27 protein-coding genes and 1 riboswitch are annotated in these 24,907 nt (G+C 66.2%); of the genes, 16 read left to right on the forward strand and 11 right to left on the reverse strand.

Translation table 11 applies throughout. The features are described 5' to 3' along the window. From GUV69_RS16705 to GUV69_RS16720, 4 genes are all read right to left on the reverse strand, one after another. Positions 1 to 363, reverse strand: coding sequence for a DMT family transporter (locus GUV69_RS16705; protein ID WP_164206680.1), 363 nt, complete (start codon positions 361 to 363; stop codon positions 1 to 3). After that, positions 363 to 686 (reverse strand): DMT family transporter, encoded by a 324-nt coding sequence (locus tag GUV69_RS16710; protein WP_164204442.1) that lies wholly within the window; start codon positions 684 to 686, stop codon positions 363 to 365. The genes GUV69_RS16705 and GUV69_RS16710 overlap by 1 nt, the downstream gene beginning before the upstream one ends. Positions 687 to 696: 10 nt before the next feature. After that, positions 697 to 762: riboswitch (guanidine-III (ykkC-III) riboswitch) on the reverse strand. A gap of 145 nt (positions 763 to 907) precedes the next feature. After that, complete coding sequence (locus GUV69_RS16715) at positions 908 to 1,438, reverse strand: ferritin (RefSeq protein ID WP_164204444.1); 531 nt, start codon at positions 1,436 to 1,438, stop codon at positions 908 to 910. A gap of 82 nt (positions 1,439 to 1,520) precedes the next feature. Next, positions 1,521 to 2,144, reverse strand: a complete 624-nt coding sequence (locus GUV69_RS16720) for a HutD/Ves family protein (RefSeq protein ID WP_164204446.1) — start codon at positions 2,142 to 2,144, stop codon at positions 1,521 to 1,523. A gap of 52 nt (positions 2,145 to 2,196) precedes the next feature. Here GUV69_RS16720 and GUV69_RS16725 point away from each other — a divergent pair, with 52 nt between their 5' ends. The 3 genes from GUV69_RS16725 to GUV69_RS16735 all read left to right on the forward strand — a co-directional run bounded on the left by GUV69_RS16725 (position 2,197) and on the right by GUV69_RS16735 (position 4,209). Next, on the forward strand, positions 2,197 to 3,036 hold the full coding sequence (locus GUV69_RS16725) for an aminoglycoside phosphotransferase family protein (RefSeq protein ID WP_164204448.1): 840 nt from the start codon (positions 2,197 to 2,199) through the stop codon (positions 3,034 to 3,036). Between the two features lie 82 nt (positions 3,037 to 3,118). Further along, positions 3,119 to 3,718 carry a phosphoribosylanthranilate isomerase gene (locus tag GUV69_RS16730; RefSeq protein WP_164204450.1) on the forward strand — a complete coding sequence of 200 codons (600 nt, stop codon included), beginning with the start codon at positions 3,119 to 3,121 and terminating at the stop codon, positions 3,716 to 3,718. An 89-nt stretch (positions 3,719 to 3,807) separates the two neighbouring features. Next, the gene (locus tag GUV69_RS16735) at positions 3,808 to 4,209 is read left to right on the forward strand and encodes a YccF domain-containing protein (RefSeq protein ID WP_164204452.1); all 402 of its coding nucleotides are present in this window, start codon (positions 3,808 to 3,810) and stop codon (positions 4,207 to 4,209) included. 46 nt (positions 4,210 to 4,255) lie between these two features. Here the strand turns inward: GUV69_RS16735 and GUV69_RS16740 are convergent, their stop codons facing one another. Beyond that, on the reverse strand, positions 4,256 to 5,125 hold the full coding sequence (locus tag GUV69_RS16740) for a DUF4031 domain-containing protein (protein WP_164204454.1): 870 nt from the start codon (positions 5,123 to 5,125) through the stop codon (positions 4,256 to 4,258). A 65-nt stretch (positions 5,126 to 5,190) separates the two neighbouring features. Continuing rightward, complete coding sequence (locus GUV69_RS16745) at positions 5,191 to 6,525, reverse strand: FAD-binding oxidoreductase (protein ID WP_164204456.1); 1,335 nt, start codon at positions 6,523 to 6,525, stop codon at positions 5,191 to 5,193. Positions 6,526 to 6,719: 194 nt separating this feature from the next. Here GUV69_RS16745 and GUV69_RS16750 point away from each other — a divergent pair, with 194 nt between their 5' ends. From GUV69_RS16750 to GUV69_RS16775, 6 genes are all read left to right on the forward strand, one after another. Beyond that, positions 6,720 to 8,327 carry an FAD-dependent oxidoreductase gene (locus GUV69_RS16750; protein ID WP_164204458.1) on the forward strand — a complete coding sequence of 536 codons (1,608 nt, stop codon included), beginning with the start codon at positions 6,720 to 6,722 and terminating at the stop codon, positions 8,325 to 8,327. Positions 8,328 to 8,361: 34 nt separating this feature from the next. Beyond that, entirely contained in the window at positions 8,362 to 8,772 is a 411-nt protein-coding gene (locus GUV69_RS16755; protein WP_164204460.1) for a TOBE domain-containing protein, read from the forward strand. Next, positions 8,769 to 9,566 carry a molybdate ABC transporter substrate-binding protein gene (modA, locus tag GUV69_RS16760; RefSeq protein WP_164204462.1) on the forward strand — a complete coding sequence of 266 codons (798 nt, stop codon included), beginning with the start codon at positions 8,769 to 8,771 and terminating at the stop codon, positions 9,564 to 9,566. Before GUV69_RS16755 ends, modA begins: the two co-directional genes overlap by 4 nt. 8 nt (positions 9,567 to 9,574) lie before the next feature. After that, positions 9,575 to 10,429, forward strand: a complete 855-nt coding sequence (locus GUV69_RS16765) for an ABC transporter permease (RefSeq protein ID WP_164204464.1) — start codon at positions 9,575 to 9,577, stop codon at positions 10,427 to 10,429. Continuing rightward, positions 10,426 to 11,490 (forward strand): sulfate/molybdate ABC transporter ATP-binding protein, encoded by a 1,065-nt coding sequence (locus GUV69_RS16770; protein WP_164204466.1) that lies wholly within the window; start codon positions 10,426 to 10,428, stop codon positions 11,488 to 11,490. Before GUV69_RS16765 ends, GUV69_RS16770 begins: the two co-directional genes overlap by 4 nt. A 121-nt stretch (positions 11,491 to 11,611) precedes the next feature. Next, positions 11,612 to 12,283: a hypothetical protein gene (locus GUV69_RS16775; RefSeq protein WP_164204468.1), complete on the forward strand. Its 672-nt coding sequence runs from the start codon at positions 11,612 to 11,614 to the stop codon at positions 12,281 to 12,283. 6 nt (positions 12,284 to 12,289) lie between these two features. Here GUV69_RS16775 and GUV69_RS16780 read toward each other — a convergent pair whose 3' ends face one another. After that, on the reverse strand, positions 12,290 to 12,631 hold the full coding sequence (locus GUV69_RS16780; RefSeq protein ID WP_164204470.1) for a hypothetical protein: 342 nt from the start codon (positions 12,629 to 12,631) through the stop codon (positions 12,290 to 12,292). Between the two features lie 233 nt (positions 12,632 to 12,864). On the opposite strand from GUV69_RS16780, the gene clpB reads away from it, so the two are divergent. After that, positions 12,865 to 15,519: an ATP-dependent chaperone ClpB gene (gene clpB / locus GUV69_RS16785; protein WP_164204472.1), complete on the forward strand. Its 2,655-nt coding sequence runs from the start codon at positions 12,865 to 12,867 to the stop codon at positions 15,517 to 15,519. 9 nt (positions 15,520 to 15,528) lie between these two features. On the opposite strand, the gene GUV69_RS16790 is transcribed toward clpB, so the two are convergent. Next, positions 15,529 to 16,071 carry a GNAT family N-acetyltransferase gene (locus tag GUV69_RS16790; RefSeq protein WP_208786662.1) on the reverse strand — a complete coding sequence of 181 codons (543 nt, stop codon included), beginning with the start codon at positions 16,069 to 16,071 and terminating at the stop codon, positions 15,529 to 15,531. Positions 16,072 to 16,241: 170 nt separating this feature from the next. On the opposite strand from GUV69_RS16790, the gene GUV69_RS16795 reads away from it, so the two are divergent. Further along, positions 16,242 to 17,315 (forward strand): DNA polymerase IV, encoded by a 1,074-nt coding sequence (locus GUV69_RS16795; protein ID WP_488759616.1) that lies wholly within the window; start codon positions 16,242 to 16,244, stop codon positions 17,313 to 17,315. A 54-nt stretch (positions 17,316 to 17,369) separates the two neighbouring features. Further along, entirely contained in the window at positions 17,370 to 18,692 is a 1,323-nt protein-coding gene (locus GUV69_RS16800) for an alpha-amylase family glycosyl hydrolase (protein WP_164204474.1), read from the forward strand. Between the two features lie 34 nt (positions 18,693 to 18,726). Here GUV69_RS16800 and GUV69_RS16805 read toward each other — a convergent pair whose 3' ends face one another. Further along, positions 18,727 to 19,164 carry a VOC family protein gene (locus GUV69_RS16805; RefSeq protein ID WP_164204476.1) on the reverse strand — a complete coding sequence of 146 codons (438 nt, stop codon included), beginning with the start codon at positions 19,162 to 19,164 and terminating at the stop codon, positions 18,727 to 18,729. Positions 19,165 to 19,199: 35 nt separating this feature from the next. On the opposite strand from GUV69_RS16805, the gene GUV69_RS16810 reads away from it, so the two are divergent. Further along, entirely contained in the window at positions 19,200 to 19,664 is a 465-nt protein-coding gene (locus GUV69_RS16810) for a DUF1801 domain-containing protein (RefSeq protein WP_244292758.1), read from the forward strand. Positions 19,665 to 19,778: 114 nt separating this feature from the next. After that, positions 19,779 to 20,360 (forward strand): dihydrofolate reductase family protein, encoded by a 582-nt coding sequence (locus tag GUV69_RS16815; RefSeq protein WP_164204478.1) that lies wholly within the window; start codon positions 19,779 to 19,781, stop codon positions 20,358 to 20,360. Here the strand turns inward: GUV69_RS16815 and GUV69_RS16820 are convergent. After that, positions 20,346 to 20,705: an iron chaperone gene (locus tag GUV69_RS16820; RefSeq protein ID WP_164204479.1), complete on the reverse strand. Its 360-nt coding sequence runs from the start codon at positions 20,703 to 20,705 to the stop codon at positions 20,346 to 20,348. The genes GUV69_RS16815 and GUV69_RS16820 overlap by 15 nt on opposite strands. Before the next feature lie 14 nt (positions 20,706 to 20,719). Next, positions 20,720 to 21,604, reverse strand: a complete 885-nt coding sequence (locus GUV69_RS16825) for a class I SAM-dependent methyltransferase (protein WP_164204481.1) — start codon at positions 21,602 to 21,604, stop codon at positions 20,720 to 20,722. Between the two features lie 142 nt (positions 21,605 to 21,746). On the opposite strand from GUV69_RS16825, the gene GUV69_RS16830 reads away from it, so the two are divergent. Both GUV69_RS16830 and GUV69_RS16835 read left to right on the forward strand, forming a co-directional pair. Then, positions 21,747 to 22,538 carry an alpha/beta fold hydrolase gene (locus GUV69_RS16830; RefSeq protein WP_164204484.1) on the forward strand — a complete coding sequence of 264 codons (792 nt, stop codon included), beginning with the start codon at positions 21,747 to 21,749 and terminating at the stop codon, positions 22,536 to 22,538. A gap of 816 nt (positions 22,539 to 23,354) precedes the next feature. Continuing rightward, a complete protein-coding gene (locus GUV69_RS16835; protein ID WP_164204486.1) occupies positions 23,355 to 24,653 on the forward strand; it encodes a vanadium-dependent haloperoxidase in 1,299 nt (432 codons plus the stop codon). The last annotated feature ends 254 nt before the right edge of the window (positions 24,654 to 24,907 follow it).

A 24,907-nucleotide genomic window follows, 5' to 3' on the forward strand; every position in this document is an offset into this window, starting at 1 on the left:
CTAGACCGGCTGCTTCTCCCGGGCTTTGGTGTCCGCCGGCAGGGACTTCAGCCCGGCTGCGCAGCCCACAATCCCGGCGATGAACAGCACCTTCAGGACACTGAAGGGTTCGACGCCGGTGGCCATGGCCCAGCCCACCGTCAGGGCCGCCCCGATTCCCACCCAGACGGCGTAGGCGGTGCCGAGGGGAATGCTGCGGATGGCCAGGCCGAGGCCGATCATGCTCAGCGTGGCCGTAACGGCGAAAACCAGTGTGGGGACGGGCAAAGTGAAGCCATTGGACAGGCCCAAAGCGGCGGCCCAGACGGCTTCGAGGACGGCGGAGGCCAGCAGCAGCAGCCATGCAACGGAACGCTTGGTCATCATGCCACCACCTTCAGGCCAACCACGCACGCGGCGATGCCGGTGAGCAGCAGCAGGCGCGCCGTCGTCGGGCGTTCAGCCTTGGTGAGCATGGCGTAGGCGGAGGTCAGCACCACGCCCACGCCCACCCAGACGGCGTACGCCGTCCCGGTGGGGATGGTCTGCATGGCAAAGGCGAGTCCGGCCATGCTGGCGAGGACGGAGACAAGGAACAGGAGCGCGGGGGCGATGCGGCGCCGGCCGGTGGCTTGGAAAGTCCGGTGCAGGGCCGCGGCCCAGACGGCCTCGAGCGCCCCGGAAAGAATGAGGATTAACCACGGCATGACAAGATCCTTTGGCCAGTCTTGTCGCGTGCCGGGTACTGAACCGTCGTCCGGAGGCCCGTTTGCGGGGCCTTGATTTCCAGCGTAGCAAACCCCGACGGCGGGTGGCCGGGTTGGTGGCCAGCCTCACCGCCGGGGTCCGGGCCCAAGTAGGTAGCGCTATCTGTCGTTTTGGACGCGCAAAACGACAGATAGCGCTACTCAGTTGGGGGAGGGGGAGGCTAGAGCGCGCCGCCGGCCGCCGGAGGGGCGGAGGAATCGCGGCCGCCGTCGCCGATGGTCTCGCGGGCGATGAAGTTCTCAATGTCGAACAGGTTGTCCGCACGCTCGGCGATGTTCAGGAGGGTGGTCATGGAGGCGACCTCCTCCACCTGCTCCTTGAGGAACCAGAGCATAAACTGCTCACCCAGGGCGTCGTCCTCGGCGCGGGCGGCACGGAAGAGGGCCTCGATGTTGCCCGTCACTTCCTTCTCCTGCTGCAGCGCCAGGGCCAGCGGCTCGGTCACCGAGGAGAAGTCGTTGCGGACGGCGGGGACGCCAGGGATGGAGAATTCGATGTCGCGGTCCAGCATGTACTGCACCATCATCATCGCGTGGTTCCGTTCCTCCACGGACTGGCGGTAGAAGTAGCGGGCCAGCTGCGGGAGATCCTGGTTGGCGAACCACGTGGCCACGGCAATGTACTGCTGCGAGGCCGCGAATTCGTTGCCGATCTGGGTGGACAGGAGCGCATTAAAGGGGGTGGAAGTCATAGCCCGAGTCTAGGAGCGCCGCCAGCGGCTGACCAGTGTGGGAAGGCTCAGATAACGAAGGCGAGGCTAGCCTGCAGCCGCGTCAGCCCGCCACGCGATCGATCGAAACGACTGCCAGGAAGCCGCGGCCCAGAATCTCGGGGGAGCGGACATCGGAACCCACTACGGCGTCATAGCGGTTGAGTGCCTCGGGTTCCGCTGGGGCGGCGGCTGTGCCGCCGTCTTCGGCGTTTTCCGTAGCCTCGGCGGCACCCGGGCTGACGGTGGCCTGCCCCTGCAGGAGGACCGCGAGCTGGCCCTCAAAGACCGGATGCGCGCGCTTCTTGGACAGCTCGATGATGGACGTGAACCCCTTGAACGAGTCCGCCCGTGTGATGACATTGAGGTTCCGGATGTCGCCGGTGGGCAGGGCGCCGTGGGCAGCAGCTTCGCCGGAGAAGCGGAACGGCCGGTACTTTTCCAGCGGATGCTCGGCACCGTCCACCGTCAGCAGGAGCAGCTCGCCGTCCACCACGGTCAGGACCCGTTCCATGCCCGGGAACGCCGAGAAGTCGCCGGCCTTGGTGAGATCTGCGATGCTGACGCGCCAGTCCCAGGCGCCGTCCTGCGCGGAGGCTGCCTTGGGATGGCTGGCCAGTTCGCGGGTTACCCCGCCGCCGTTGCGCCACGGTTCGGACCTGAGTTCTGCGAAGCGGATGATCTCCATCCGTCCAGCCTAGTTCGTCGGCAGGCCGGTCCACGCGTGGCATGCTGAGTGGATGTGCCCAAGGATCACTGACGAGCAGCGCCGGCTACTGGCATCCTGGCTCGGTACATTCAGCGTGGTGGGGGACTACAGCTGGCCCCTGCAGGACACCGCAGTCCTCCACGTTGCCACGCCCCGCGGCGACGAATTCGTCATCAAGGCGAGCACCACCAGTCACCATATCCGCCGCGAAATCGCAGCCCACGGGGTCGGATTCGAGGGGCTGACTGGCCGGGTTCCCCTACTGCGGCACGCCTCTGCGGAGGCCGGCATCCTGGTGACGGAGTTCCTGCGCGGCACCCTTGTGGAAGGCACACCGGCCGAAGATGCCCCGGAAACGTACCGCCAGGCCGGGGAACTCCTGCAGAAAATCCACCGGCCGGCCGGGGTCTCCGGCCACTATGCCAGGGCCCTAAGGGCCAAAACCCGCTCCTGGATGAAGCGCGCCCACGGGCTCGTGCCGGAAGGGCAGATCGGTAGCCTCGCGCGGGAGCTGGAGGCGCTCGACCCGGGTGCCGTGGAGCTCGTGACCACGCACGGCGATTACCAGCCGCGGAACTGGCTCCAGGAGAACGGGCAGGTCAAGGTCATCGATTTTGGCCGGGCGGACAAGCGTCCGTGGGTGCACGACCTCGTGCGGCTCAGCCACCAGCAGTTCGTTGGCAGGCCCGAACTGGAAGCGGCGTTTTATGACGGCTATGCACGGATGGTGGGAGCCCGCGAGGCGGACCTCTGGCGTTTGGAGCACCTGAACCAGGCCATCGGCACGGTGGTCTGGGCCAACCAGGTGGGGGATGCCGCCTTCGAACAGGCCGGACGGAGCATGCTGGAGCGCGTGTTGTCGGGCCCCTGAGGCGGCACCTCTCGGCGCGGCCCCTATTCCCTGCTAGTGTCCTCCCGGGGGACACTGCGAAGACAGCCTGAAGGAGCCCGGAATGTTCGTCAAAATATGTGGTCTCAGTACATCGGAATCGGTCCGCGCTGCCGTCGAGGCCGGGGCTGACGCCGTTGGGTTTGTGCTGACCGCGAGCCCGCGGGCGGTCTCACCGTCCCAGGTTTCCGGCCTCCTGGCCGACGTGCCTGCCGGAGTGGCCGCCATCGGAGTGTTCCGGCACGAACCTGTGGCCGACGCCCTTGCAATCGCCCGCGCCGCCGGACTCGAGTGGATCCAGCTCCACAGCGACGTCACCCCTGAAGACGTCAAAACGGTGCATGACGCCGGCATGAAGCTGATCCGGGCGATCACCATGGCAGCCACTGCGGACGCGTTCGCCGACTGGGGTGAGGATGTCCTGCTGATCGACGCCGCCGTTCCCGGTTCCGGAGAGACCTGGGACTACGCCTCCATGGCGGACGTCACCGAGCTCCAGGGCCGTAACTGGCTGCTGGCGGGCGGGCTGAGCCCGGACAATGTCCGCGAGGCCGCCGCAGCCTCCGGTGCGTGGGGCGTGGACGTCTCCTCCGGCGTCGAGGCCTCGCGTGGGGTGAAGGACGTGGAGAAGATCAGCGCTTTCGTGAAGGCTGCCAAGGGGTAGTCCGCCAGGGCCATCCCGGCCGGGATTTCAGGGCACAATCAGGGCAGACCCCTACGTTGTTGTCGGACCCCGCGGGGCACAATGGACAGATGAAGACACTGCTCAACATCATCTGGCTGGTTTTCGGCGGACTGTGGCTTGCCTTGGGGTACTTCCTGGCCGGCATCATCTGCTGCCTGCTCATTGTGACCATCCCGTGGGGCATCGCCTCGTTTCGGATTGCGGCGTACACGCTTTGGCCGTTCGGACGGATGGTGGTGGACAAGCCGGGCGGGAACGGCGTCTTCTCGCTCCTGGGCAACGTCATCTGGCTGGTGGTGGCGGGCATCTGGATCGCGATTGGCCATGTGGTGACGGCCTTCGCCATGGCCATCACCATCATCGGCATCCCGCTGGCCATTGCCAACCTGAAGCTCATTCCGGTGAGCCTGATGCCGCTGGGCAAACAGATTGTGCCCACCAACACGCCCTTCATTACCGCGTACCGCTAGCCGGCGCGCAGCACGCAGAACTCGTTACCGTCCGGGCGGGCGACGCTTAGGCCAGCTCGCCCTGTAGGTTCCGGCGGGCGGCGGCCAGCCACAGATCCCGGGCCCGCGCGGTGTGGAAGAGCGGGTCCAGTGCCAGCAGCCGGCGTACGACGGCGGCGCGTCCCGCCGCGAAGTCGGCGTCGCCGATGTGCGCGTAGTCTTCCCGGACGGCCGCCACATACCGGGCGTACGGCTCAGGCTCGCCGCCGAGGACCGAGAGGTCCGCGTCGCACAGGAGGGCGCCGTCGTCGTCCCCTGCTTCCGGTTGGTGATCAGAGGTCAGCCGGACAAGCCGGGCCACTTCCTCCACCTCGGCCGGCGGAAGCCCGGCGTCAGCCAGCCGGTCCTCGGCCAGCCGCGCCGATTCTTCCTCGTCCTGGCCTGCGATCCCGCGGTAGACGGCATCGTGGAACCAGGCTGCCAGCAGCACGGTGCGCGGCGGGTCGGCGGGATCGGTGAGCAGGTCCAGGGCCTCGAGCACAGCCAGGAGGTGGGTGCGGCCGTGGTACTTGCGGTGATCTTCGCCCCACCGGTCCAGCAGGTCCAGGAAGAGGGCATCGTGGCCGGGCATGATGCTTTCCCACCGGTTCAGGAGCGGCAGTTTCAAGGATTTGCTTCGCTGCCGGGCGGGGATGCGGAGCCCGCTGGCGATCAGCCTGCGGACCAGGATCCGGGCCTCGACGGGGATGGCGCCCGCGGCCACAAGGTCATCAAACCGACGCTCGGGGACGTCGTAATGGTCGCCGTCGAACGCCCGCTCCGGGATGCCGGCCGCTGCCGCAAAGGCGTGCAGCTCCGTCAGCGAGGTGTCCGAGATAAGGTGCGAAAAGTGGGTGTCGTGGGCAGGCCACAGGGGCGGATCCAGGTAAATCGCCATGAAGGAAGTCTAGTTCGGGCCGGTCTGCGGGCTGGAACGCACGGGCACGAAAGGGAAACACAGGATCAGGAGCCCGCCGGGAGGATGTTCTGGTTGCCTTGGAACACGTTCTTGGGGTCGAAGTCGCGCTTGACCCTGGCCAGCCGTGCATAATTGCCGTTGCCGAAGGCGGCCCGGATCCGGTCCTGCCCCTCGTTGCCGATGAAGTTCAGCCACACCCCGCCGGTGGCATAGGGGGCGATTTTCTCGCGGAAATCCTTTACCCAGGCCTTGGCCCGCTGGCCTTCTTCGGGTGTGGGGGAGATGCCGTATGGATGGCTGACCCAGGCGGCATTGCGGTTGATCAGCGGAGTGGCCGCGGCCGCGTTACCGCCTACGGCGCCGCCCCAGCGGGCGATCAGCTGCTGTGAGGTGGCATCGGGGAGGTTCCGGGCCGAGTCCACAAAGAGGTCCAGGGCGGCATCGGGCAGTTCGTCGTGATAGTCCGCGCTCCAGTAGTTGTAGTGGTCCGGCGGGTCATCCAGGGAGCCGTTGAAGTCTGCGTAGGGTGTGTCACTTACCAGGTCGATGGCCGGGCCGAGTTCGCGGAACGGCCTGGCGTGTTCGGAGCCTTCCTCGGGATCTCCGGCGTAGACGTAAACGATGAGCGGGGCCATCTTTCCGACCATCCGCTCCGGCACAAAGGGTTCGGCGGGTGCGGTCACGTAGAGGAGCCCCAAGCCCACGCCGTCCGGTGCCGCGAGGGCCAGGTCGCGGAACGCACGCGAGACATCCCGGGCCTCCTCGCCGGGCCACAGCCACATCCCGGCATGCACCACGGGGCTCAGGCGGTGCGCCTGGAACGTAAAGGACGTCGCGACGCCGAAGTTCCCGCCGCCGCCGTGCAGGGCCCAGAAAAGCTCCGGATTCTGTGTGGCACTCGCGGTGACCCTGTCGCCGTCGGCCGTCACCAGGTTCACCGAGACGAGGCTGTCGCAGGCGAAGCCGTAGGAGCGTTCCAGCCAGCCGGACCCGCCGCCCAGCGTGAAACCGGCGATGCCGGTGGTGGACGCGCGCCCGCCGGTGACCGCAAGCGCGTGCTCCTGGGTGGCGCGGTCGAACTCGCCCCAGGTGACGCCCGCGCCGGCGGTGACGATGCCGGACTCCGGGTCCACGTCGATCGATTTCATGGGCCGGACGTCGATCACCAGGCCGCCGTCGTTCGTGGACATGCCCGCCACCGAGTGCCCGCCGGCCCGGACGGCAATCGGGAGGGAAATCCCGCGGCCGTATAAGAGGGCCTCGGCCACGTCTTCGTCGTTGGAGCACTGGGCGATGATGGCCGGGCGCCTGTCTATCATGGCGTTGAAGACCTTGCGGGCCTGGTCAAAATCGGGGCTGTCAGGCTTAATCCACTTCATCACAAACGCTCCTCAGCGACTGCGGCCCCTCCCCTCCCCATAGCGTAGGACGGCCGCCCGGGTAGTTTCTATAGTCATCCGCTGACCTGCGGTTACTCCGCAGCGTGCAGCGTGCCGGAAGCGTTGATATTCCGCCGGGGACGGGGGATGATCAGCACCTATGGCCAGGCGCCCACGGGCATCGGGAGGTTTAGATGGACGCACCAGGCGGTGACCTCGAAGGGGAACCGGAATCCCTCTGGCTCGCTTCCGCGGAGGACACCGGCTATCCGGCTCTGGACAGGGATCTGGAGGCGGATGTAGCGGTGATCGGGGCCGGCATCGCAGGGCTGACGGCCGCGCTGGCGCTCAAACGGGCCGGGCGAACTGTCGCTGTCATGGAGGCGGCCCGCGTTGGGACCGGTGTCACCGGCCACACCACCGGTAAGGTCACCTCCCTGCACCGGCTTGCCTATACCGACCTTGACCGCATCCACGGCACAGGGACGGCGCGCGTCTACGGCGAGGCCAACCAGGCGGCGATCGGCCACATACAGCGGGTGGTGGCTGAGGAGGGCATCGACTGTGACCTTCGCGTGGTCAGCAATTACACCTACGCCGAAACCGACGACGCCCTGGAGCGTGTCCGTGCCGAAGCCGCCCTCGCCGCCCGCCTGGGCCTTCCCTCGGCGTTCACCACGGACGTGCCGCTGCCGTTCCCGGTCAAGGGCGCGGTCCGCTTCGACGGGCAGGCACAGATCCATGCGGTCAAGTACCTCCAGGGCCTGGCCCGCGCGGTCCACGGCGACGGCAGCTTCGTTTTCGAGCAGACCCGCGCGCTGCAGGTTCACGACGCCGGCCCGGGCGTGGTGGACACCGAGGGCGGCAGCGTGCGTGCGCGAAACATCATCGTCGCCACAAACGTGCCGTTCGGCGACGACGGCGCCTTCGGCTCACGGTGCCGGCCGCACCGTTCCTACATCGTCGCCGGACGCGTGGACGGGCCGCCGCTGGACGCTACATTCATCAGCGTGGACGAACCGATGCGTTCCATCCTTACTGTCAGCGCCGACGCCGGTGCCGGCGGCCGGAATTACGTGCTGGTGGGCGGCGAAGGCCATCCCGTGTCCGAGGCGGGCGACACCGCCGGCCGGTACAACAGGCTGGCCGCCTTCGCCCGTGACAGGCTCGGCGTGAACAACGTCGCCTACCGGTGGTCAACCCAGGACAACATGCCAGTGGACGGGCTGCCCTACGTCGGGCTGATGTCCGCCGATGCCCGGCACGTGTACGTCATCACCGGGCTGCGCAAATGGGGCCTGACCAATGGAACAGCTGCCGCCCTCATCCTGGCCGACACCATCAGCGGGAGGGTTAACCCCTGGGCCGCGGTGTTCGACAGCAACCGGGCAACGCCGGACCGCCCTGCCACCCCGGACCGCCCTGCCACCGCGGAAGGCACAGCCACCCCGGAAGGCACAGCCTCCCCGGAAAACGTTTCAGAAGCGGAAAACGACTCGAACCAGTCCGGGGAAGCCAGCCCGGTGACACCGGACCGGATCACGCTGGCCCCCGGCGAGGGAACGGTCCTTGACGTTGCAGGCAAAAGTACCGCCGTCTACAAAGACGCCGACGGAATCATCCATTCCCTGTCCGCCATCTGCACCCATCTTGGCTGCACTGTCGAGTTCAACCCTGCCGACACCACTTGGGACTGCCCCTGCCACGGTTCCCGCTTCGCCGTTGACGGCACCGTCATCCATGGCCCGGCCAACAGAGACCTCCCGCCCGGACCGGAACACCTTCCGGAGAGCCTCACCTAGGGAAGGAGACGCAAATGCGGACTATTATGGGCAAATGCCCACGATTCGCGTTTCCGAAGCGGCCCGGTTCCTCGGCGTCAGCGATGACACCATCAGGCGCTGGACGGACAACGGCAGCCTCACCGCCATAAAGGACGACGCCGGACGCCTGGCAGTGGACGGCCTGGAACTGGCCAGGCACGCGCAGAAGCTCGCCCAGCTTCCCGACGATCCCCACCGCAGCGGCAGTTCCGCGCGCAACCGGTTCGTCGGCCTGGTCACGGGCATCACTGCGGACAAAGTCATGGCGCAAGTGGAGCTTCAGTGCGGCCCGTTCCGGGTGGTTTCACTCATGAGCAGCGAAGCGGTCCGCGACCTCGGCCTGGAACTCGGCTCCGTGGCCACCGCGGTGGTCAAGGCCACCACCGTCATCATCGAAACCCCGCACGGCAAGGGCTCCGCATGAAGCGCGCCGCGGCCGCTGCCCTGGCTGCCCTGGGTCTGGTGCTCGCCGCGTGCGCCCCGGCGGGCCAGGGGGGAACAGCCGGCCAGGGGGGAACGGGCGACGGCGGCGCGGCAAGTCAGCGAAAAACGCTCACCGTGTTCGCGGCCGCCTCCCTCAAGAAAGCCTTTACGGACCTGGCCGGAAAGTTTGAGGCGGCCAACCCGGGAACGGACGTCACCCTCAGCTTCGCCGGCTCCGCGGACCTCGTCACCCAGATCAGCCAGGGTGCGCCGGCCGACGTCTTCGCCTCCGCGGACACCCGGAACATGGACAAGCTAAAGGGGGAAGGGCTGGCTGACGGCGAACCCGGGAACTTTGCCACCAACACCCTGACCGTCGTGGTCCCGCCCGGCAACCCCGCCGGTATCACCGGCTTCAAGGACCTCGCCAAGGCCGGCGTCAAAGTGGTGGCCTGTGCCCGCCAGGTGCCGTGCGGTGCTGCCGCCACAGCCATTGAACAGGAAACCGGCACCACCCTCAGCCCGGTCAGCGAGGAATCCTCGGTTACCGACGTCCTGGGCAAGGTCACCTCGGGGGAGGCCGATGCCGGGCTCGTCTATGTCACCGACGCTAAAACCGCCGGCGACAAGGCGGAGGAGATCCCGTTCCCGGAGGCAGCCAACGCCGTCAACACGTACCCCATCGCCGCCGTGAAGGGCGCCCGGAACAAACCCGCGGCGGACGCGTTTGTGGATTTCGTCCTCGGGTCCGAAGGCCAGGCGGCCTTGGCTGCAGCCGGTTTCGGCAAACCGTGAGGCGTGCCATGACGGCCCGCAAAGCGGTTACCTACACCGGCATTCCAGGCTGGATCTACGCCGTCGCGGGAGCCGGGGCGCTGCTCGTGGTGCTTCCGCTGGCGGCCATGGTGGCGAAGGTCAACTGGGCCAACTTCATCCCGCTGGTCACGTCTGAATCCTCGCTGACAGCGCTGGGCCTGAGCCTGCGCACCTCGGCAGCGAGCACCGTGCTGTGCATCGTCCTGGGTGTCCCGCTCGCGCTGGTGCTGGCCCGCGGCAGTTTTCCGGGCCAGCGGGTCCTGCGCTCGCTGGTCCTCCTGCCGCTGGTCCTTCCGCCGGTGGTGGGCGGCATCGCGCTGCTGTACACGTTCGGCCGGCAGGGCCTGCTGGGCAGGACATTGGAGGTGGCCGGCCTGCAGATCGCTTTCTCCACCACAGCCGTGGTGCTCGCCCAGACCTTTGTGGCGCTGCCGTTCCTGGTGGTCAGCCTCGAAGGTGCGCTGCGCATCGCCGGGGCCAAATACGAAGCCGTGGCCGCCACCCTCGGCGCCGGTCCCGGCACTGTCCTGCGCCGGGTGACGCTTCCGCTGGTGCTGCCCGGACTCGCGTCGGGGGCCGTCCTCTCATTCGCGCGCAGCCTCGGCGAATTCGGCGCCACCCTCACGTTCGCGGGCAGCCTGCAGGGGGTGACCCGGACCCTGCCGCTGGAAATCTACCTGCAGCGCGAGACGGACGCCGATGCCGCCGTCGCGCTTTCCCTGGTCCTTGTTGCGGTCGCCGTGGCCGTGGTGGCGCTCGCGTACCGCAGCCCCCGCGCGGGCAGGTCCGCAAGCGCGGAGAGTACGACGCCGACGGTCGCCGCGGGCGGTGCAGTCCGGTGACGTTTCGGGTCCAGGCAGCCGTGGAGCAGCGCGGTTTCGACGTGTCCCTCCACCTCGGACCTGCTGAAACGGTGGCCGTGATGGGGGCCAACGGTGCAGGAAAATCCACGCTACTCAACGTCGTCGCGGGCTTGCTGCACCCGGACTCGGGCAGGGCGGAGCTTGACGGCAGGACCCTTTTTGACCTCACCGACGGACGCGGGCAATGGACGGCCCCGCACCGCCGCGGCACCGCTCTCCTGGCCCAGGAGCCCCTGCTGTTCCCGCACCTGAACGTGCTGGACAACGTGGCGTTCGGGCCCCGGAGCGCCGGCGCCTCGAAACAGGCCGCCAGGGAAACAGCGCTGCGGTGGCTGGCTGAGGTGGAGGCGACAGACCTCCAGGCCCGGCGCCCGGCGGAGCTGTCCGGCGGCCAGGCGCAGCGGGTGGCAGTCGCCCGGGCGCTTGCCGCAGACCCGGGGCTCCTGCTGCTGGATGAGCCGATGGCCGCACTGGACATCCATGCCGCGCCGCTGCTCCGGCGCCTGCTCAAACGTGTGCTGGCCGGCCGCCGGGCCATCATCATCACGCACGACGTCCTCGATGCCCTGATGCTGGCCGACCGCGTGGTGGTCCTTGAGAACGGCCGGATCAGCGAGGAAGGCCCTACCCGGGAGGTCCTGCAGCGGCCGCGCAGCCGGTTCGCCGCCGGGCTCGCCGGGCTCAATTTTCTGGCCGGCGAGGTCACGGAACACGGCCTTCAGGCTGGCGGGCTGAGCCTCTACGGACAGCACCGCGACCTTCCCGGCCCGCTGCCCGCCGGACTGCCGGGGGTGGCGGTCTTCCCGCCGTCGGCCGTTTCCGTTTTCCTGTCCGAAGCGCACGGCAGCCCGCGCAACGCCTTCCCGGTAACCATCACGGACCTGGAGCCGCACGGGGACCAGGTCCGCGTCCGCGGGGGCGACAGCGGGCAGCTGAGTGCGGACATCACCCCGGAGGCTGCGGCCGATCTGGGGCTCGCGCCAGGGATGCGCGTGTACTTCGTGATCAAGGCCGGTGCCGTGGCCATCTACCCCGCCTAACCACCGACGCTCTCTCACTTAATGCGGGTTTTTTGCCGACGCTCTCTCACTTCCCGCACTCCCGGCAGGGGTAGGCTGGTCAGCGTCGTCCGAATGCGGCGGCGGTATTGGGGGATACAAGATGAGAAAAATTACGACGGCGGCTGCCGCACTCGCGCTCCTGGCAGGCCTCAGCGGCTGCAGCCTGTTCCCGTCGCCGACGCCATTGCCGGACATCGCGCCGGCCAGTCCCGTGTCCGTATTGCCGCCCGAGTGCCCGTTCGTTGCCGAGGTGTACCTGACCCCGGTCCGTATCCCGCTGGGCACTCCCCGCGAGACGATCGGCAGCGTCCTGAACGCCTACAGCGGCTGGCTCAACGCCGGTTCCGAGCTGGTCACGGCGTGGAGTCCCGGCACAGCCGTCCCGGAAAACTGCGTTGAGCGGCTCGCGGCCAGGAACGCGGAGGCCTACTCGACCACCCTGTTCACCACGCACAGCGATGTGGCCTGGCAGGAATATTTTGCCTCCGTGAAGGCGATGAACCAGCAGAACCTCGCGGCCGTACGTCGTGCCGAACCCGAAGCAAGCGGGCGCGGGACGTTCGAACTCCTCCAGGAGATAGATTCCAGCGCCACGGACAGCGGGACGTTCCTGAAGTTCGACGCCGTCTACCGCCCCGTGATGGCCGGTCAGGGCAGCTGGGAGGACCTGGACAAGCCGACCCGCTGGTACGTGGAACTGGTCCCGGCGGGGGAGTTCCTGGTCATCAACTACATCGAGACCAAGCCCGCCGCAGGCTACCCGGCGGCCTGACGCCCCCTACATCCCCGGCAGTTCGAGGAACTCGTAGACCTGGATGCTGGCGCCGGGCATCATGAGGTGCGGGTGTCCTTCGAGCAGCGACTCGGCGCCTGCGAGGTCCTCGGCCTGCAGGATGCCGTATCCGCCAACATGGTTGCTGCTGCTGACCTCGGAGGCGCCTGTAGCGGTGATTTCCCGGCCTTCTCCCAAAGGGCTGCCCATGTCCACAATGCCGCTTCCGGCACGGTCCGCCCACTCCATCCACGCCTTCATGCCCTCCTGTGCGGCCTCCGGCGAACTCTGCGCCATCTGGGCCTGGGCTGACTGGGGTGCGATGTAAAGAACGGCAAACTTCTTCATGGCAAACCTCCGCTGAAGTGCGCCGGCGGAGCTGTGGTCCCCGGTCACACATCGATCCTAGGTTGATCCAATGGGCGGCGATACAGTGCAAGGACACTACTTCCCAGGCTGCCGCCAGGAGGCCACGGAAGCCGGGTTCGCTGTGGGCAAAAATGCTCCCGGTGTTGCGCGGTTCAAAGTTGAGCGTAGTAGACTCAACTTAGCAAATATGCACTTCCCGGAAGGAGCTCTCTTTGGACGTCAAATTCACCACCAAGAGCCAGGAGGCTCTTTCGGCTGCAGCCATGAACGCCTCCACGGCAGGGAATCCGCAGGTTGAACCAGCCCACCTGCTCAAGGCGCTGATGGACCAGCGGGAAGGTGTGGCCGTCGCACTCCTCCGTGCCACGGGCGCCGACCCGGACGCCGTCAGTGTCCAGGCGAGCAGCGCCATCAAGGCGCTGCCGGCTACATCGGGCGGCTCAACGCAGCAGGCCCAGCTGTCCCGCCCCGCCCTGCAGGCAATCCAGAACGCCAAAAACGAGGCCGAGCGCCTCGGTGACACCTTTGTGTCCACCGAAGTGCTGCTGCTGGGACTCTCCGCCGGAAGTGACGCCGTCGGGAGGTTAATGCGCGACGCCGGCGCCTCCCATGAAGCGCTGCTCGCCGCCCTGCCGGGTGTCCGCGGCGACCGGAAGGTCACCAGCCCGGATCCGGAGAACACGTTCCAGTCCCTGGAGAAGTTCGGCACTGACCTCACTGCGATGGCGCGGTCGGGCAAGCTGGACCCCGTGATCGGACGCGACACCGAGATCCGCCGCATCATCCAGGTCCTGAGCCGCCGCACCAAGAACAACCCGGTGATCATCGGTGAGCCCGGCGTGGGCAAAACGGCCGTGGTGGAAGGCCTGGCCCAACGGATCGTGGCCAATGACGTCCCGGAAAGCCTGCGCGGCAAGACCCTGATCGCCCTGGATCTTGCGTCCATGGTGGCCGGCGCCAAATACCGCGGCGAATTCGAGGAACGCCTGAAGGCTGTCCTGGAGGAGATCAAGAACTCCGAGGGGCAGATCGTCACGTTTATTGACGAGATCCACACGGTGGTGGGTGCCGGCGCCACGGGGGAGTCCTCCATGGACGCGGGCAACATGCTCAAGCCCATGCTGGCTCGCGGCGAGCTGCGGCTGATCGGCGCCACCACGTTGGATGAGTACCGCGAGAACATCGAAAAGGACCCTGCCCTGGAGCGCCGGTTCCAGCAGGTGTATGTGGGCGAGCCGAGCGTGGAGGACACCATCGGCATCCTCCGCGGCCTGAAGGAACGCTACGAGGCGCACCACAAGGTGACCATCGCCGACTCTGCGCTGGTGGCAGCCGCCACTCTGTCCAACCGGTACATTTCGGGCCGGCAGCTGCCGGACAAGGCCATCGACCTGGTGGACGAGGCTGCCTCCCGGCTGCGCATGGAGATCGACTCCGCGCCGGAGGAGATCGACCAGCTGCGCCGCGCCGTGGACCGGCTCACCATGGAGGAGCTGGCCCTTGAGAACGAGAAGGACGCCGCTTCAGTGGAGCGCCTCGCTGCCCTGCGCGCGGACAAGGCGGACAAGACCGAGGAGCTGGACGCTCTCAATGCCCGGTGGGAAGCCGAGAAGGCCGGCCTGAACCGGGTGGGTGACCTCAAGGCGAAGCTGGATGAACTGCGGTCCGCCTACGATAAGGCCGCGCGTGAGGGCGATCTGGAGACGGCGTCGCGGGTGCTCTACGGTGAAATCCCGGCAGTGGAACGCGAACTGGCTGCCGCCGCAGCCGCCGAAGCAGCGGCAGACAAACCCGCGCAGATGGTGGCTGAGGAAGTGACCGCCGATGACATCGCGGAGGTCATTTCAGCCTGGACCGGCATTCCCGCCGGACGCATGCTGCAGGGTGAAAGCCAGAAGCTTCTGCACATGGAGGAGGAGCTGGGCAAGCGCCTGATCGGCCAGTCCAAGGCCGTGACCGCGGTGTCCGACGCCGTGCGGCGTGCCCGGGCCGGCATCAGCGACCCCAACCGGCCCACGGGTTCGTTCCTATTCCTGGGCCCCACCGGCGTGGGTAAGACCGAGCTCGCCAAGGCGCTCGCGGACTTCCTGTTCGACGACGAACACGCCATGGTGCGGATCGATATGTCCGAATACGGCGAGAAGCATTCGGTGGCCCGGCTCGTCGGCGCCCCTCCGGGCTACGTCGGCTACGAGGAGGGCGGGCAGCTCACCGAGGCCGTCCGCCGGCGGCCGTACTCGGTGATCCTGCTCGACGAGGTGGAGAAGGCCCACCCGGAAGTCTTCGACATCCTCCTGCAGGTGCTCGACGACGGCCGCCTCACCGACGGCCAGGGCCGCACCGTGGACTTCCGCAACGTCATCCTGGTCCTGACCTCGAACCTGGGCAGCCAGTTCCTGGTGGACCCGACGCTCTCCGCTGATGCCAAGCGGAACGCCGTCATGGCCACCGTGAATGCCTCCTTCAAGCCGGAGTTCCTGAACCGGCTGGACGAAGTGGTCCTGTTCGATGCCCTGACCGTGGACGAGCTGTCGCACATCGTGGAACTGCAGGTGGCCGAACTTGGAAAGCGGCTGCATGACCGCAGGCTCACCCTGGAAGTGTCCGAGGGGGCCCGCGCCTGGCTGGCACTCTCCGGTTTCGATCCCGCCTACGGTGCCCGGCCGCTCCGCCGGCTGGTGCAGCGCGAGATCGGCGACCGCCTGGCCAAGGCCATCCTGGCCGGAACGATCACGGATGGCGACACCGTTCTCGTGGACACCGCGGCCGACGTCAACGAACTCACCGTCGAGGGCCTCGAGGCAGTGGCAGGGCCTGACGGCGGGGCTCCCGCCGCCACCGGCCTGGTGGTGCGGCGGAAGGAGTAGGACGCGTCGTTATTGGTGTTCGCCGGGCAGGACGGAAAAGAGCAGGGAATCCCGGCGGACACCGTTGACCAGCCGGTGCGAACGCAGCCGCCCTTCCAAGGTGAACCCGCTTTTTTCCAGGACGCGAATGGAACCCGCATTGCCCGGATGGCAGGTGGCACTGATGCGCTCCAGCCGGAGCGTGGTGAAGCCAAATAGCAGTAGTTGGCCTACAGCCTCGGTTGCGTAGCCGTTTCCCCAGTACGCACGGTGAAACGTGTAGCCCAGTTCGCCGTTGCGGTCGTGCGGATCGGTGGTCCAGATGGACACCGAGCCGATCGGGTCCCGGTCCAGCACGGCAGCTAGCGTGAAGGCTGATCGTTCCGGGCTGGCGTGCTGCTGCGCGGCAAACTCGACGAAGGAAGCAGTCTGTTCCAGGGTATTCGGGCCCCATGCGGACCAGCGGGTTACTTCGGGGTCCGAGGTGTATTCGTGAACAGCTGCGATGTCCGGTTTTTCGAAATCACGAAAGGTGAGCCGGGGTCCGCGCGGGTAAGACATGGACGGGCTCATGGTTCCACCTGATCAGTTGACGGCCGAACTTCGATCCTAAAGGACGCGTCACCGGGCAACCGCGGCGATGGCTGCGTGCGGTCGTGTGACGAAGTCAGCGCTTGGTCCTGGGACGACGATGCGCTGGAGAAGTCGGTGCCTGCCAGGGACGTTTAGGGCAGACTGGTGGCGTGAGCGGAATCCGGTGGGTGCTGCATGTCGATCTCGACCAGTTCATCGCGGCGGTCGAGGTGCTCCGGCGGCCGGAACTCGAGGGCAAGCCGATCATTGTGGGCGGCCGGGGTGACCCCACAGAACGGGCGGTGGTGTCCACGGCGTCCTATGAAGCCAGAGCGTTCGGCGTGGGTTCCGGAATGCCTTTGCGCATTGCGGCCAGGAAAGTGCCCGACGCCGTGATCCTGCCGGTCGATCATGAGGCGTACCTCGCGGCATCTGAAACAGTGATGGCCACCCTGCGCGAGCAGCCCGGCGCCACGGTGCAGGTGCTGGGTTGGGATGAGGCCTTTGTCGGCATTGAGACGGAGGACCCGGAAGCCTACGCCCGGCAGATGCAGGCCGCTGTCCTGGTGCGAACGCAGCTGCACTGCAGCGTGGGCATCGGTGACACTTTGGTCCGGGCCAAGGTGGCCACTGGCTTCGGCAAGCCGGCCGGCGTCTTCCGGCTGACTGCCGGGAACTGGCTTGACGTCATGGGCGGCCGGCCTACCAAGGACCTGTGGGGTGTCGGAACCAAAGTGTCGGGCCGGCTGGCCAAGCTCGGCATCAAGACAGTCGCCGAGCTCGCCGCGTCCGACCCCCAGGATCTCGTCCCGGAGTTCGGGCCCAAGATGGGTCCTTGGTATGCGGAGCTCGGGCGCGGGGACGGCGCCAGTCTTGTGGATGACACCCCGTGGGTTGCCCGCGGACATAGCCGGGAGACAACATTCCAGACAGACCTGACCGATCCCGCGCAGGTGGACGACGCCGTCAGGGAGCTGACAGCGCGTGTCCTGGAGGATGTTGTGGCCGAAGGACGGCCCGTGGTTGGGCTGACCCTCAAGGTTCGGTATGCTCCGTTCGTCACCAAGACGCACGCGAGGAAGATTCCCGAGACATTCGACCGGGACGATATCCTTGCGCGGGCCCTGGACCTGGCAGCGGGGATCGAAGCGGGCCGTCCCATCCGGCTCCTGGGCCTGCGCGCCGAAATGGCCATGCCCGACGACGCCCGAAAAGGACATTCGCCGACGCGCGGAGGCTGGTGACGGCGTCGCACGTCTGGCTCCAGGGCCGGGAACTAACCGAAAGGCATCATCGCCATGAACGAACCCGCCTGGATCCAGCACGCCATCTGGTGGCAGATCTATCCCCTCGGCTTCGTCGGCGCGGAGAAGACCGCGACGGCGGAACCCGCCCGTGAGCACCGGTTGCTGGACCTTGTCCCGTGGCTCGATTACGCGGTGGATCTGGGAGCGTCAGGGCTGGCCCTCGGCCCCATCTTCGCGTCGGAGACGCACGGCTACGACACCACGGATTACTTCCGGATCGATGCCCGGCTTGGATCCGAACAGGACTTTGACACCCTGGTTGCCGAGGCACACAGGCGTGGACTTCGCATACTGCTCGACGGCGTCTTCAACCACACCGGGCGTTCTTTTGCCCCGTTCCAGGACGTCCTCGCACGCGGGCCGGAGGCGGACACAGCTTCCTGGTTCTCGCTGGAGTGGCCCGGCGGTGCCGCACACGGCGTCGAACCCGCGTACCGCGACTTTGAGGGCCACCGCCACCTGGTGGCGCTCAACCATGACGAGCCGGCCGTCGCCGATTTTGTCGTTGATGTCATGGAGCACTGGCTGCGCCGGGGTGCGGACGGCTGGCGGCTCGACGCCGCCTATGCCGTCCCGTCGTCGTTCTGGGCCGCAGTCACGGCCCGCGTTCGGTCATCCCATCCGGACGCGTATTTCGTGGGCGAGTACATCCACGGCGACTATGCGGCGGAGGTCCGGTCCGGCGGACTCGATTCGGCCACGCAATACGAGCTCTGGAAGGCTGTCTGGAGTTCCCTCAACGACGCGAATTTCTTCGAACTCGCTGCCGCATTCGAAAGGCACAACGCGCTCTTGGGCTCCTACGCACCGCTGACCTTCATCGGCAACCACGACGTCACCCGCATCGCGAGCAAGCTAACCGATGCTGCACTGCTGCCGCACGCCGTCGTCGTCCTGCTCACGGTCGGCGGAACGCCGTCCATTTACTACGGCGACGAGCAGGGCTACCGGGGCGTCAAGGAGGACAGGGCAGGGGGCGACGACGACGTGAGGCCGCTATTCCCTTCTTCCCCCAACCAGCTCTCGACCGTGGGAAGACCCATCTTCGCAATGCACCAGGAGCTCATCGGGGTGCGGCGAAGGAATCCATGGCTGCACCGTGCCACCACGGACGTCCTTCATCTCTCCAACGAGGTGCTGGCATACCGCATCGCGGTTGACGCCGATGCGCTCGTGGTCGTATTGAACCTCTCGCACGACACCCAGCGGGTCAGCGCCGAGGGCGCCACCTCCGTCGTCGCCGGACAGGCGACCGTCGACGTCGGTGGCAACGCCGTCCTGGTGCCGCCGCGAGGATGGGCTGTCCTCGGCTAAGACAGATTGCGGAGAGGCAGGCGCGATCTGCGTATCAGTCTTTCTTCATCTCCTCGGCGAGCATCACGAGGATTCCGCTGGGCCCGCGGAGGTATGTGAGCTTGTAGGAGTCGCCATAGGTCGCCACCCCGCGTAGCGGATGGCATCCGTGCTTCGCCGCTACCCCCAGGGCCTTGTCGATGTCGTCGACCGAGAAGGCCACCCGGTGCATGCCGATGTCATTCGGACGCGTCGGGTTCGTCTCGTTCGCTTTGGGATGGATGTATTCGAAGAGCTCGATTCGACCATGCCCGTCCGGGGTCTGGAGCATCGCAATGTTGGCGTGGTTACCATCAAGTCCAACGGCGGTATCGGTCCAGTCGCCGCTGACTGTGTCACGGCCGATGACCACGAGGCCGAGATCGGTGAAAAAAGCGATTGCTGCTTCAAGATCCCCAACAGCGATACCCACGTTCTCAAGTTTGATAGCCATGCCTGAAAGCTACCAAGGGGGACTGATCAGCTCCAGTGGCGTGGGGTCGTTGCTGCCTTTTTGGATTTGCTGTCGACGCCGCCACCACGCTGCCCGAGGCCATGACCGGCCGGGCAAGCCCCGCGAAAGCGGCAGTCGGCAACGAGCCGGTCTTCGCGTCTATCGCCAGCCTGCCTCAGCCGCAGCGCGGCATCGCAGAGACGGTGGATGCGCTGGCGGCAAGGACGCTGCCTGATCTCCGGCGCTCAGTGAAGTGGGGCACCTCCTACTGTGGCGTCGGCGACGGGTGGTGCTTCAGCTGCGGAGGTTTTGCCGGCTATGTGAAGCTCATGTTTGTGAATGGTGACGCTCTGGAGCCTGTGCCGCCGGTGACACCGGCGGGCAGGGGCCAGTCAACGCGGGGTGTGGAACTCGAGTCCATTGACGACGTCGACGAACTCCAGATCGTGGCGTGGATGAAACAGGCAACGTCCGTGCCGGGCGTTGGCAAGAAGCGGTGAACTAACCTCAGTCGCCGCCACTGACGTTCTTGGGCGGGGCGGTGTGTCAATAATTGTGACTGACGCCCACCCTAGTGCGCGCTCTCCAACAATCCTGAGGTCGCGGTCCGGTCCGTGGATGGGTTCTATGCTGCCTCTGACGGTAACCCGCTCGTTCTGAACATGGACGAAGCCTTCGACAAATACAACTGCACGCGGATCGAGGCGGCGGATATGGTGCTCCTGGGCCGTAAATCCTTCGAGGGCTTCAGTTCCTACTGGCCTGGAATTGCCACCGCCCCTGAGGACCCCGGGAACCGTGCGGTCAGCGAGGAAAACCGCCGCGTCATCAGGGCATACAACACCCTGCCCAAAGTGGTGGTTTCGGACACCTTCACGGTACCGGCCGGGAACGCTTGGCAGAGTACAACGTCGGTTATCCCGGGCTGGGAACTGCCGGAATGGATACGCGCCCGCAGGCAGGAAGGGGAGGGCGACATCCTGATTTTCGCGAGCAGGACCCTATGGAACAGCTTGCTGGAGCCGGGACTGGTTGATGAGATCCACCTGATGGTCGGCCCTGACGCTCTGGCGGAGGGTACACCGGTCTTCATGAGGCCAGCGGCCCTCACTCTTCTGGACATCGAACAGTTCAAGGGCTCATCCAACGTACTCCTGCGGTATCAACTGAGGCGGAAGAACTCAGACCTTGTCTGAAGGCAGCTGTTGTAGCCGCCACGCGATTATCTCTCCGATGAGCTCGGTCGGGAGCGGGGCACTATGGGGCAGCTGGATAGCGTGCTCGGTGGTTCCATATGCGGCCAGCTCTGTCGAGAAATGCGCGATCGCGCCTGACGTCGGATAGAACCCGAGATGGCGCTTTGTTCCGGTGAAGAAGAACAACGGCTCCGTGCCGAGTTTGAAGGTCGGCATACGCCAACTGATCGACTCCACAGCTTCAGCGGGCACGGCCGACCGGATCAGTTCGTACACGGTCAGCAGCCGATGCCGCACATCACCGTCGTACTGGTCGATGTACTCGATGATTGAACTCGCTGTCATGGTGGTCTCCCCTTTCACCGACCCATAGCCGCTGATTTGCCGGGTTCGCGAGGCGCCTCGTTCTCCCTCGCCTTCGACAGCGTGAATATCCCATAGCGCATTGCACCGGTGCGGTAGGCGAAGATCAGGCGGGGGATGCTCAGAACGAAGATGCGATTGCGCGCGCCAAGGGCGAGACGACGGGTTTCGCGATCGACAAGCAAGGCCTTCACAAGCCGACGGGCGCAGATCGTCCATGTGCGCGCGACGCGGTGGCTGACATCCTCATAGCCATCGATGGCAAAGCCCGCTGCCATTGCCATCGCCTCATACTCCTCGCGCGTGCCCATCGACGGCAGGCGCCCCTCGCGGCAGATCGGCTCAAGCAGGTGGCGAACCTTCCAACCTTTCGCATCAGTCTCGGCGAGCCACGCGCAGACAACGAAGCGGCCGCCCGGCGACAGCACGCGATGCGCCTCGGCGAAGAACTTGGGCTTGTCGACCATATGCTCGCTCGACTCGATCGCCCATGCGGCATCGGCCGAGGCATCGGTCAGTCCGTTGACCATCCAGTCCCGGAGATGGATGTCCACGTCGGGTACCGGATGCACGGCGGCGTAGTGGGCCTGCTCAGCCGAAAGCGTTAACCCGGTAACACGGACCCCGCGTGTCACCGCGAGCTGCCTTGCGGTGGAACCATAGCCGCAGCCGATGTCGACGCACGCCTCTCCGGGCACAAGGCGCAGCCGATCGCCGACCGTGTCGACGAGCGCCTCGACGGCGTCGGCGGGCGTCTCCCGACCCGTCGACCATAGCCCGTGATGGACATGCTCACCCCATACCCGGCGATAAATCGGATCGAGCTCGTCGTAGTGATCCGCCACCGCCGCGGCGTTCTGGGAAATGTTGGGGACGATCACGCCATCACACTACAACGCGCTGCTTACAGCCCGGCGAACGCGAAGGGAACGCCACGCTTAGGCCAGCGGTTCGCCAGCCCGTCATCTTCAACTGGCTATTCTTCGCGCGGTTCGCGTCAACGGCATGGATTAGGGTGTGGGAATGGAGTGCCGGATCAACGACGTCCTGGTCCACTACGTCGAGCATGGTGTCGGCGTGCCGCTCGTTGCGTTACACGGCGCCGGTGTGGATCATCGCGAGATCGAGGCGGCGATCGAGGCCATCGTTCCCGACACGCGATACAGGCGAATCTATCCTGATCTGCCCGGGATGGGCCTTTCGACGGCCGGCGGCTTGAACTGCAACGATGATGTGGTGACGCTGCTCGGCGATTTCATAGATCACCTGGATGCGGGACCGGTGATGCTGCTCGGGCACTCGTACGGAGCCTACCTGGCTCGTGGTGTGGCTGCGCAGCGGCCAGACATCGTGCTCGGCATGGCTTTGTTGTGCCCCCTTGCCGGGCAGGCGCGAAGCGTGCCTGACCTCGAAGTGGTCCGCCAGGACGCCGATGCGTACGACGAACTCGAACCTGCACAGCGGACGGGGTTCGATGACTACTTCGTCTTGCGCACACGGGCCACAGCTCGCAGGTACCGTGACAGCGTTGCGCCGGGTACGGCACTTGTGGACGAGGCTGCGCTGGGACGTATCTTCGCAGGGTGGACGGTCGACGTCGGGTCGACCGTCTTCTCTGCGCCGACCTTGGTCGTGGCAGGGCGACGCGATTCGGTCGTCGGGTATGCCGACGCGGCCGAATTGCTCGAACACTACCCGCACGCGACCCTGGCTGTCATCGATGACGCCGGACATGCGCTCATCCACGAACGGCCGGAACTACTCGCCGCGTTGTTCGACGACTGGCTCGATCGCGGTCGACCAGAAGACGAGTGACCGACCTTCTGCAAAATCTGGTGAAACGTCAGACGCTGACTGTTCCCGATCTTGTTGGGCAACCTGTGCATATCGCACAAGCGTCGTCCTTCTGGGGCTGCTTGTCCTTTGGATGGCGCAGCCTATTTTTGCCGAGCTGGGGATGTGCGGTTAGCGTTTCGGCGATGTGGCCGCCGCACTGGCCGCCTGTTCGTGCGTCGCTGGTTAGTGCGGGCATCCTCGTGGCACTGCTCGCGACTGTCATCATCGGGCTAGTGCTTCGGCCGTCCCGGGCAAGCACCTGGCTGGGAGGCATGTACCGAAGTGTCGTCCTCGCAGTTCCTGTAATCCTGGTCCTGACAGTCGTCGCGCACTTCGTGATACCGCAGCCCTGAGCCAATCCTGCGCATCGTGGATTGCCGTTGCAGACGTCGAAAACGCGTGGCTGCAACCGGTCCCTAATTTTGACATATCACTTGTCATCCGGCATCTGAGGTCACCGACACAGTTCCTGGAGAGTGTGACCCAGGCCTGACCCGCGGCCTGCCAGGCTGCCGGACGCGGTTCCACTGGACAACGCGCTGGCAGAGGCTCACCCTTGGAGTAACCGCACCGACTGCGCATCGCGCTGACCTCGGGCGGTCGCGTGCCGCCGGTGTCGGGCACCCATGAGATGTCGACTCCGTCGGGTCCGCTTGAACATGGCTCCCGGGTCCGCTTGAACATGGCTCCGACGACGGAAGGACCGACGCCATGACGAACAGCAACGCTAACCATCATCGCAGACGACCATCGCGGACTTCGGGGAACGGTCCACGCCGACGGTGGGCGCTCTGCTTGATCCCTGCATTGACCGCCGCACTCGTATTACCGGGAGTCTCGGGCGCCGGCGCCTCGAACGCACGGAACACTACGCCGGCGAACACTGACGTCCTCATTGAGTGGAACACCATCGCCCAAGACCACGTAACCCCGCTGCGTCCCACGGCTCACGGCCAGCTCCGCGGCATGGCGATGGTTCAAGCCGCGGTGTACGACGCAGTGAACGCCATCGACCGCGGGTACCAGCCGTATCTGCTCGACGGCGACTCGGTCGGCGTTGGGCCGGAGGCATCGTTTGATGCGGCGATCTCGACCGCCGCACACCACGTGCTCGTCACTCTGGTCCCGCCGGCCCAAGTAGCTGGCCTCGACGCTGCTTACGAAGCAACGCTCGCGGACGTCACCGACGGCCCGAACAAGGACGAAGGAATCGCCGCCGGTGAGTCCGCCGCGGCGGCGATGATCCTCGCGCGCACCGATGACGGGTTCATGGCCCCGTTCCAGTTCGACGTCGGACCTGATCCCGGCGATTGGCGGCCCGTCGCGCCCGGTGCGCTCGATCCAGACGCCTGGGTGGCCAATCTCCAACCATTCATCATCGAGAGTCCCGACCAATTCCGCTCGGAGGGTCCTAACCCGCTGAGGAGTGCCGAGTACACAGCGGACTTCAACGAGGTAAAGGAGATCGGTGCTCTCGTGAGTACCACTCGAACAGACGACCAGACCACTGCGGCCATCTTTTGGCAAGCCACGCCGGTGGCACTCTGGAACGGCGTGTTCCGCAGCCTCACCTTGGAGCACGGACTCGACCTGGCCGACGCGGCTCGGCTCTTCGCGATGACCAACCTCGCCGCCGCTGATGGCGCGGTCGCTTGCTGGAAAGACAAGTCCTACTGGAACTTCTGGCGTCCGATGGCGGCGATCCGCGAAGCCGACACCGACGGCAATCCGGAGACGGAAGCCGATCCGACATGGAAACCGCTCTTCGATCCATCGACAGCGACCGTCCCGCCGCTCGGCACACCGCCGTTCTCCGACCACCCGTCCGGTCACGGATGCGTCAGCGGCGCCGCTCTCTACGCAGCGCAGGAGTTCTTCGGCAGGGACGAGGTCGCCTTCGACGTGAACTCCGGTCGCTTCCCGGGCGAGCCACGACACTTCGACGGATTCTCCGCGGCAATACAGGAGATCGTTGATGCTCGCGTCTGGGGCGGCATCCACTTCCGCACCGCCGACGTACAGGGCGCCGAGATCGGCAACGAGGTGGCGTTGTGGCTCAGCAGTCACTACTTCCAGCCGGCGCCATGTAAGTAACAGGGTCCTGCGGCTGCTCGAGCATTTCCCCCAATCGACGTGGTTCATTTTGTGGTCAGAGGACGACGCCCTGCCGGAGGGAGTAAGTGTGGCCTGACCAGCTACGCGAAGATCGAGCGCCCGTAAGTTGGCCCGGGGCATCGGTTGGGTTCCAAGCGTGGGGCACAGTCATTTTCGACCAGCCCCTCCACCGATCAGAATGTTCAAAGGGTCCAGCACCGTCATCCCACCAGGGGGGGGCAGTTGCGTGCGAA

The organism is [Micrococcus luteus] ATCC 49442, from assembly GCF_010367585.1.
Lineage (GTDB): Bacteria > Actinomycetota > Actinomycetes > Actinomycetales > Micrococcaceae > Arthrobacter > Arthrobacter luteus_A.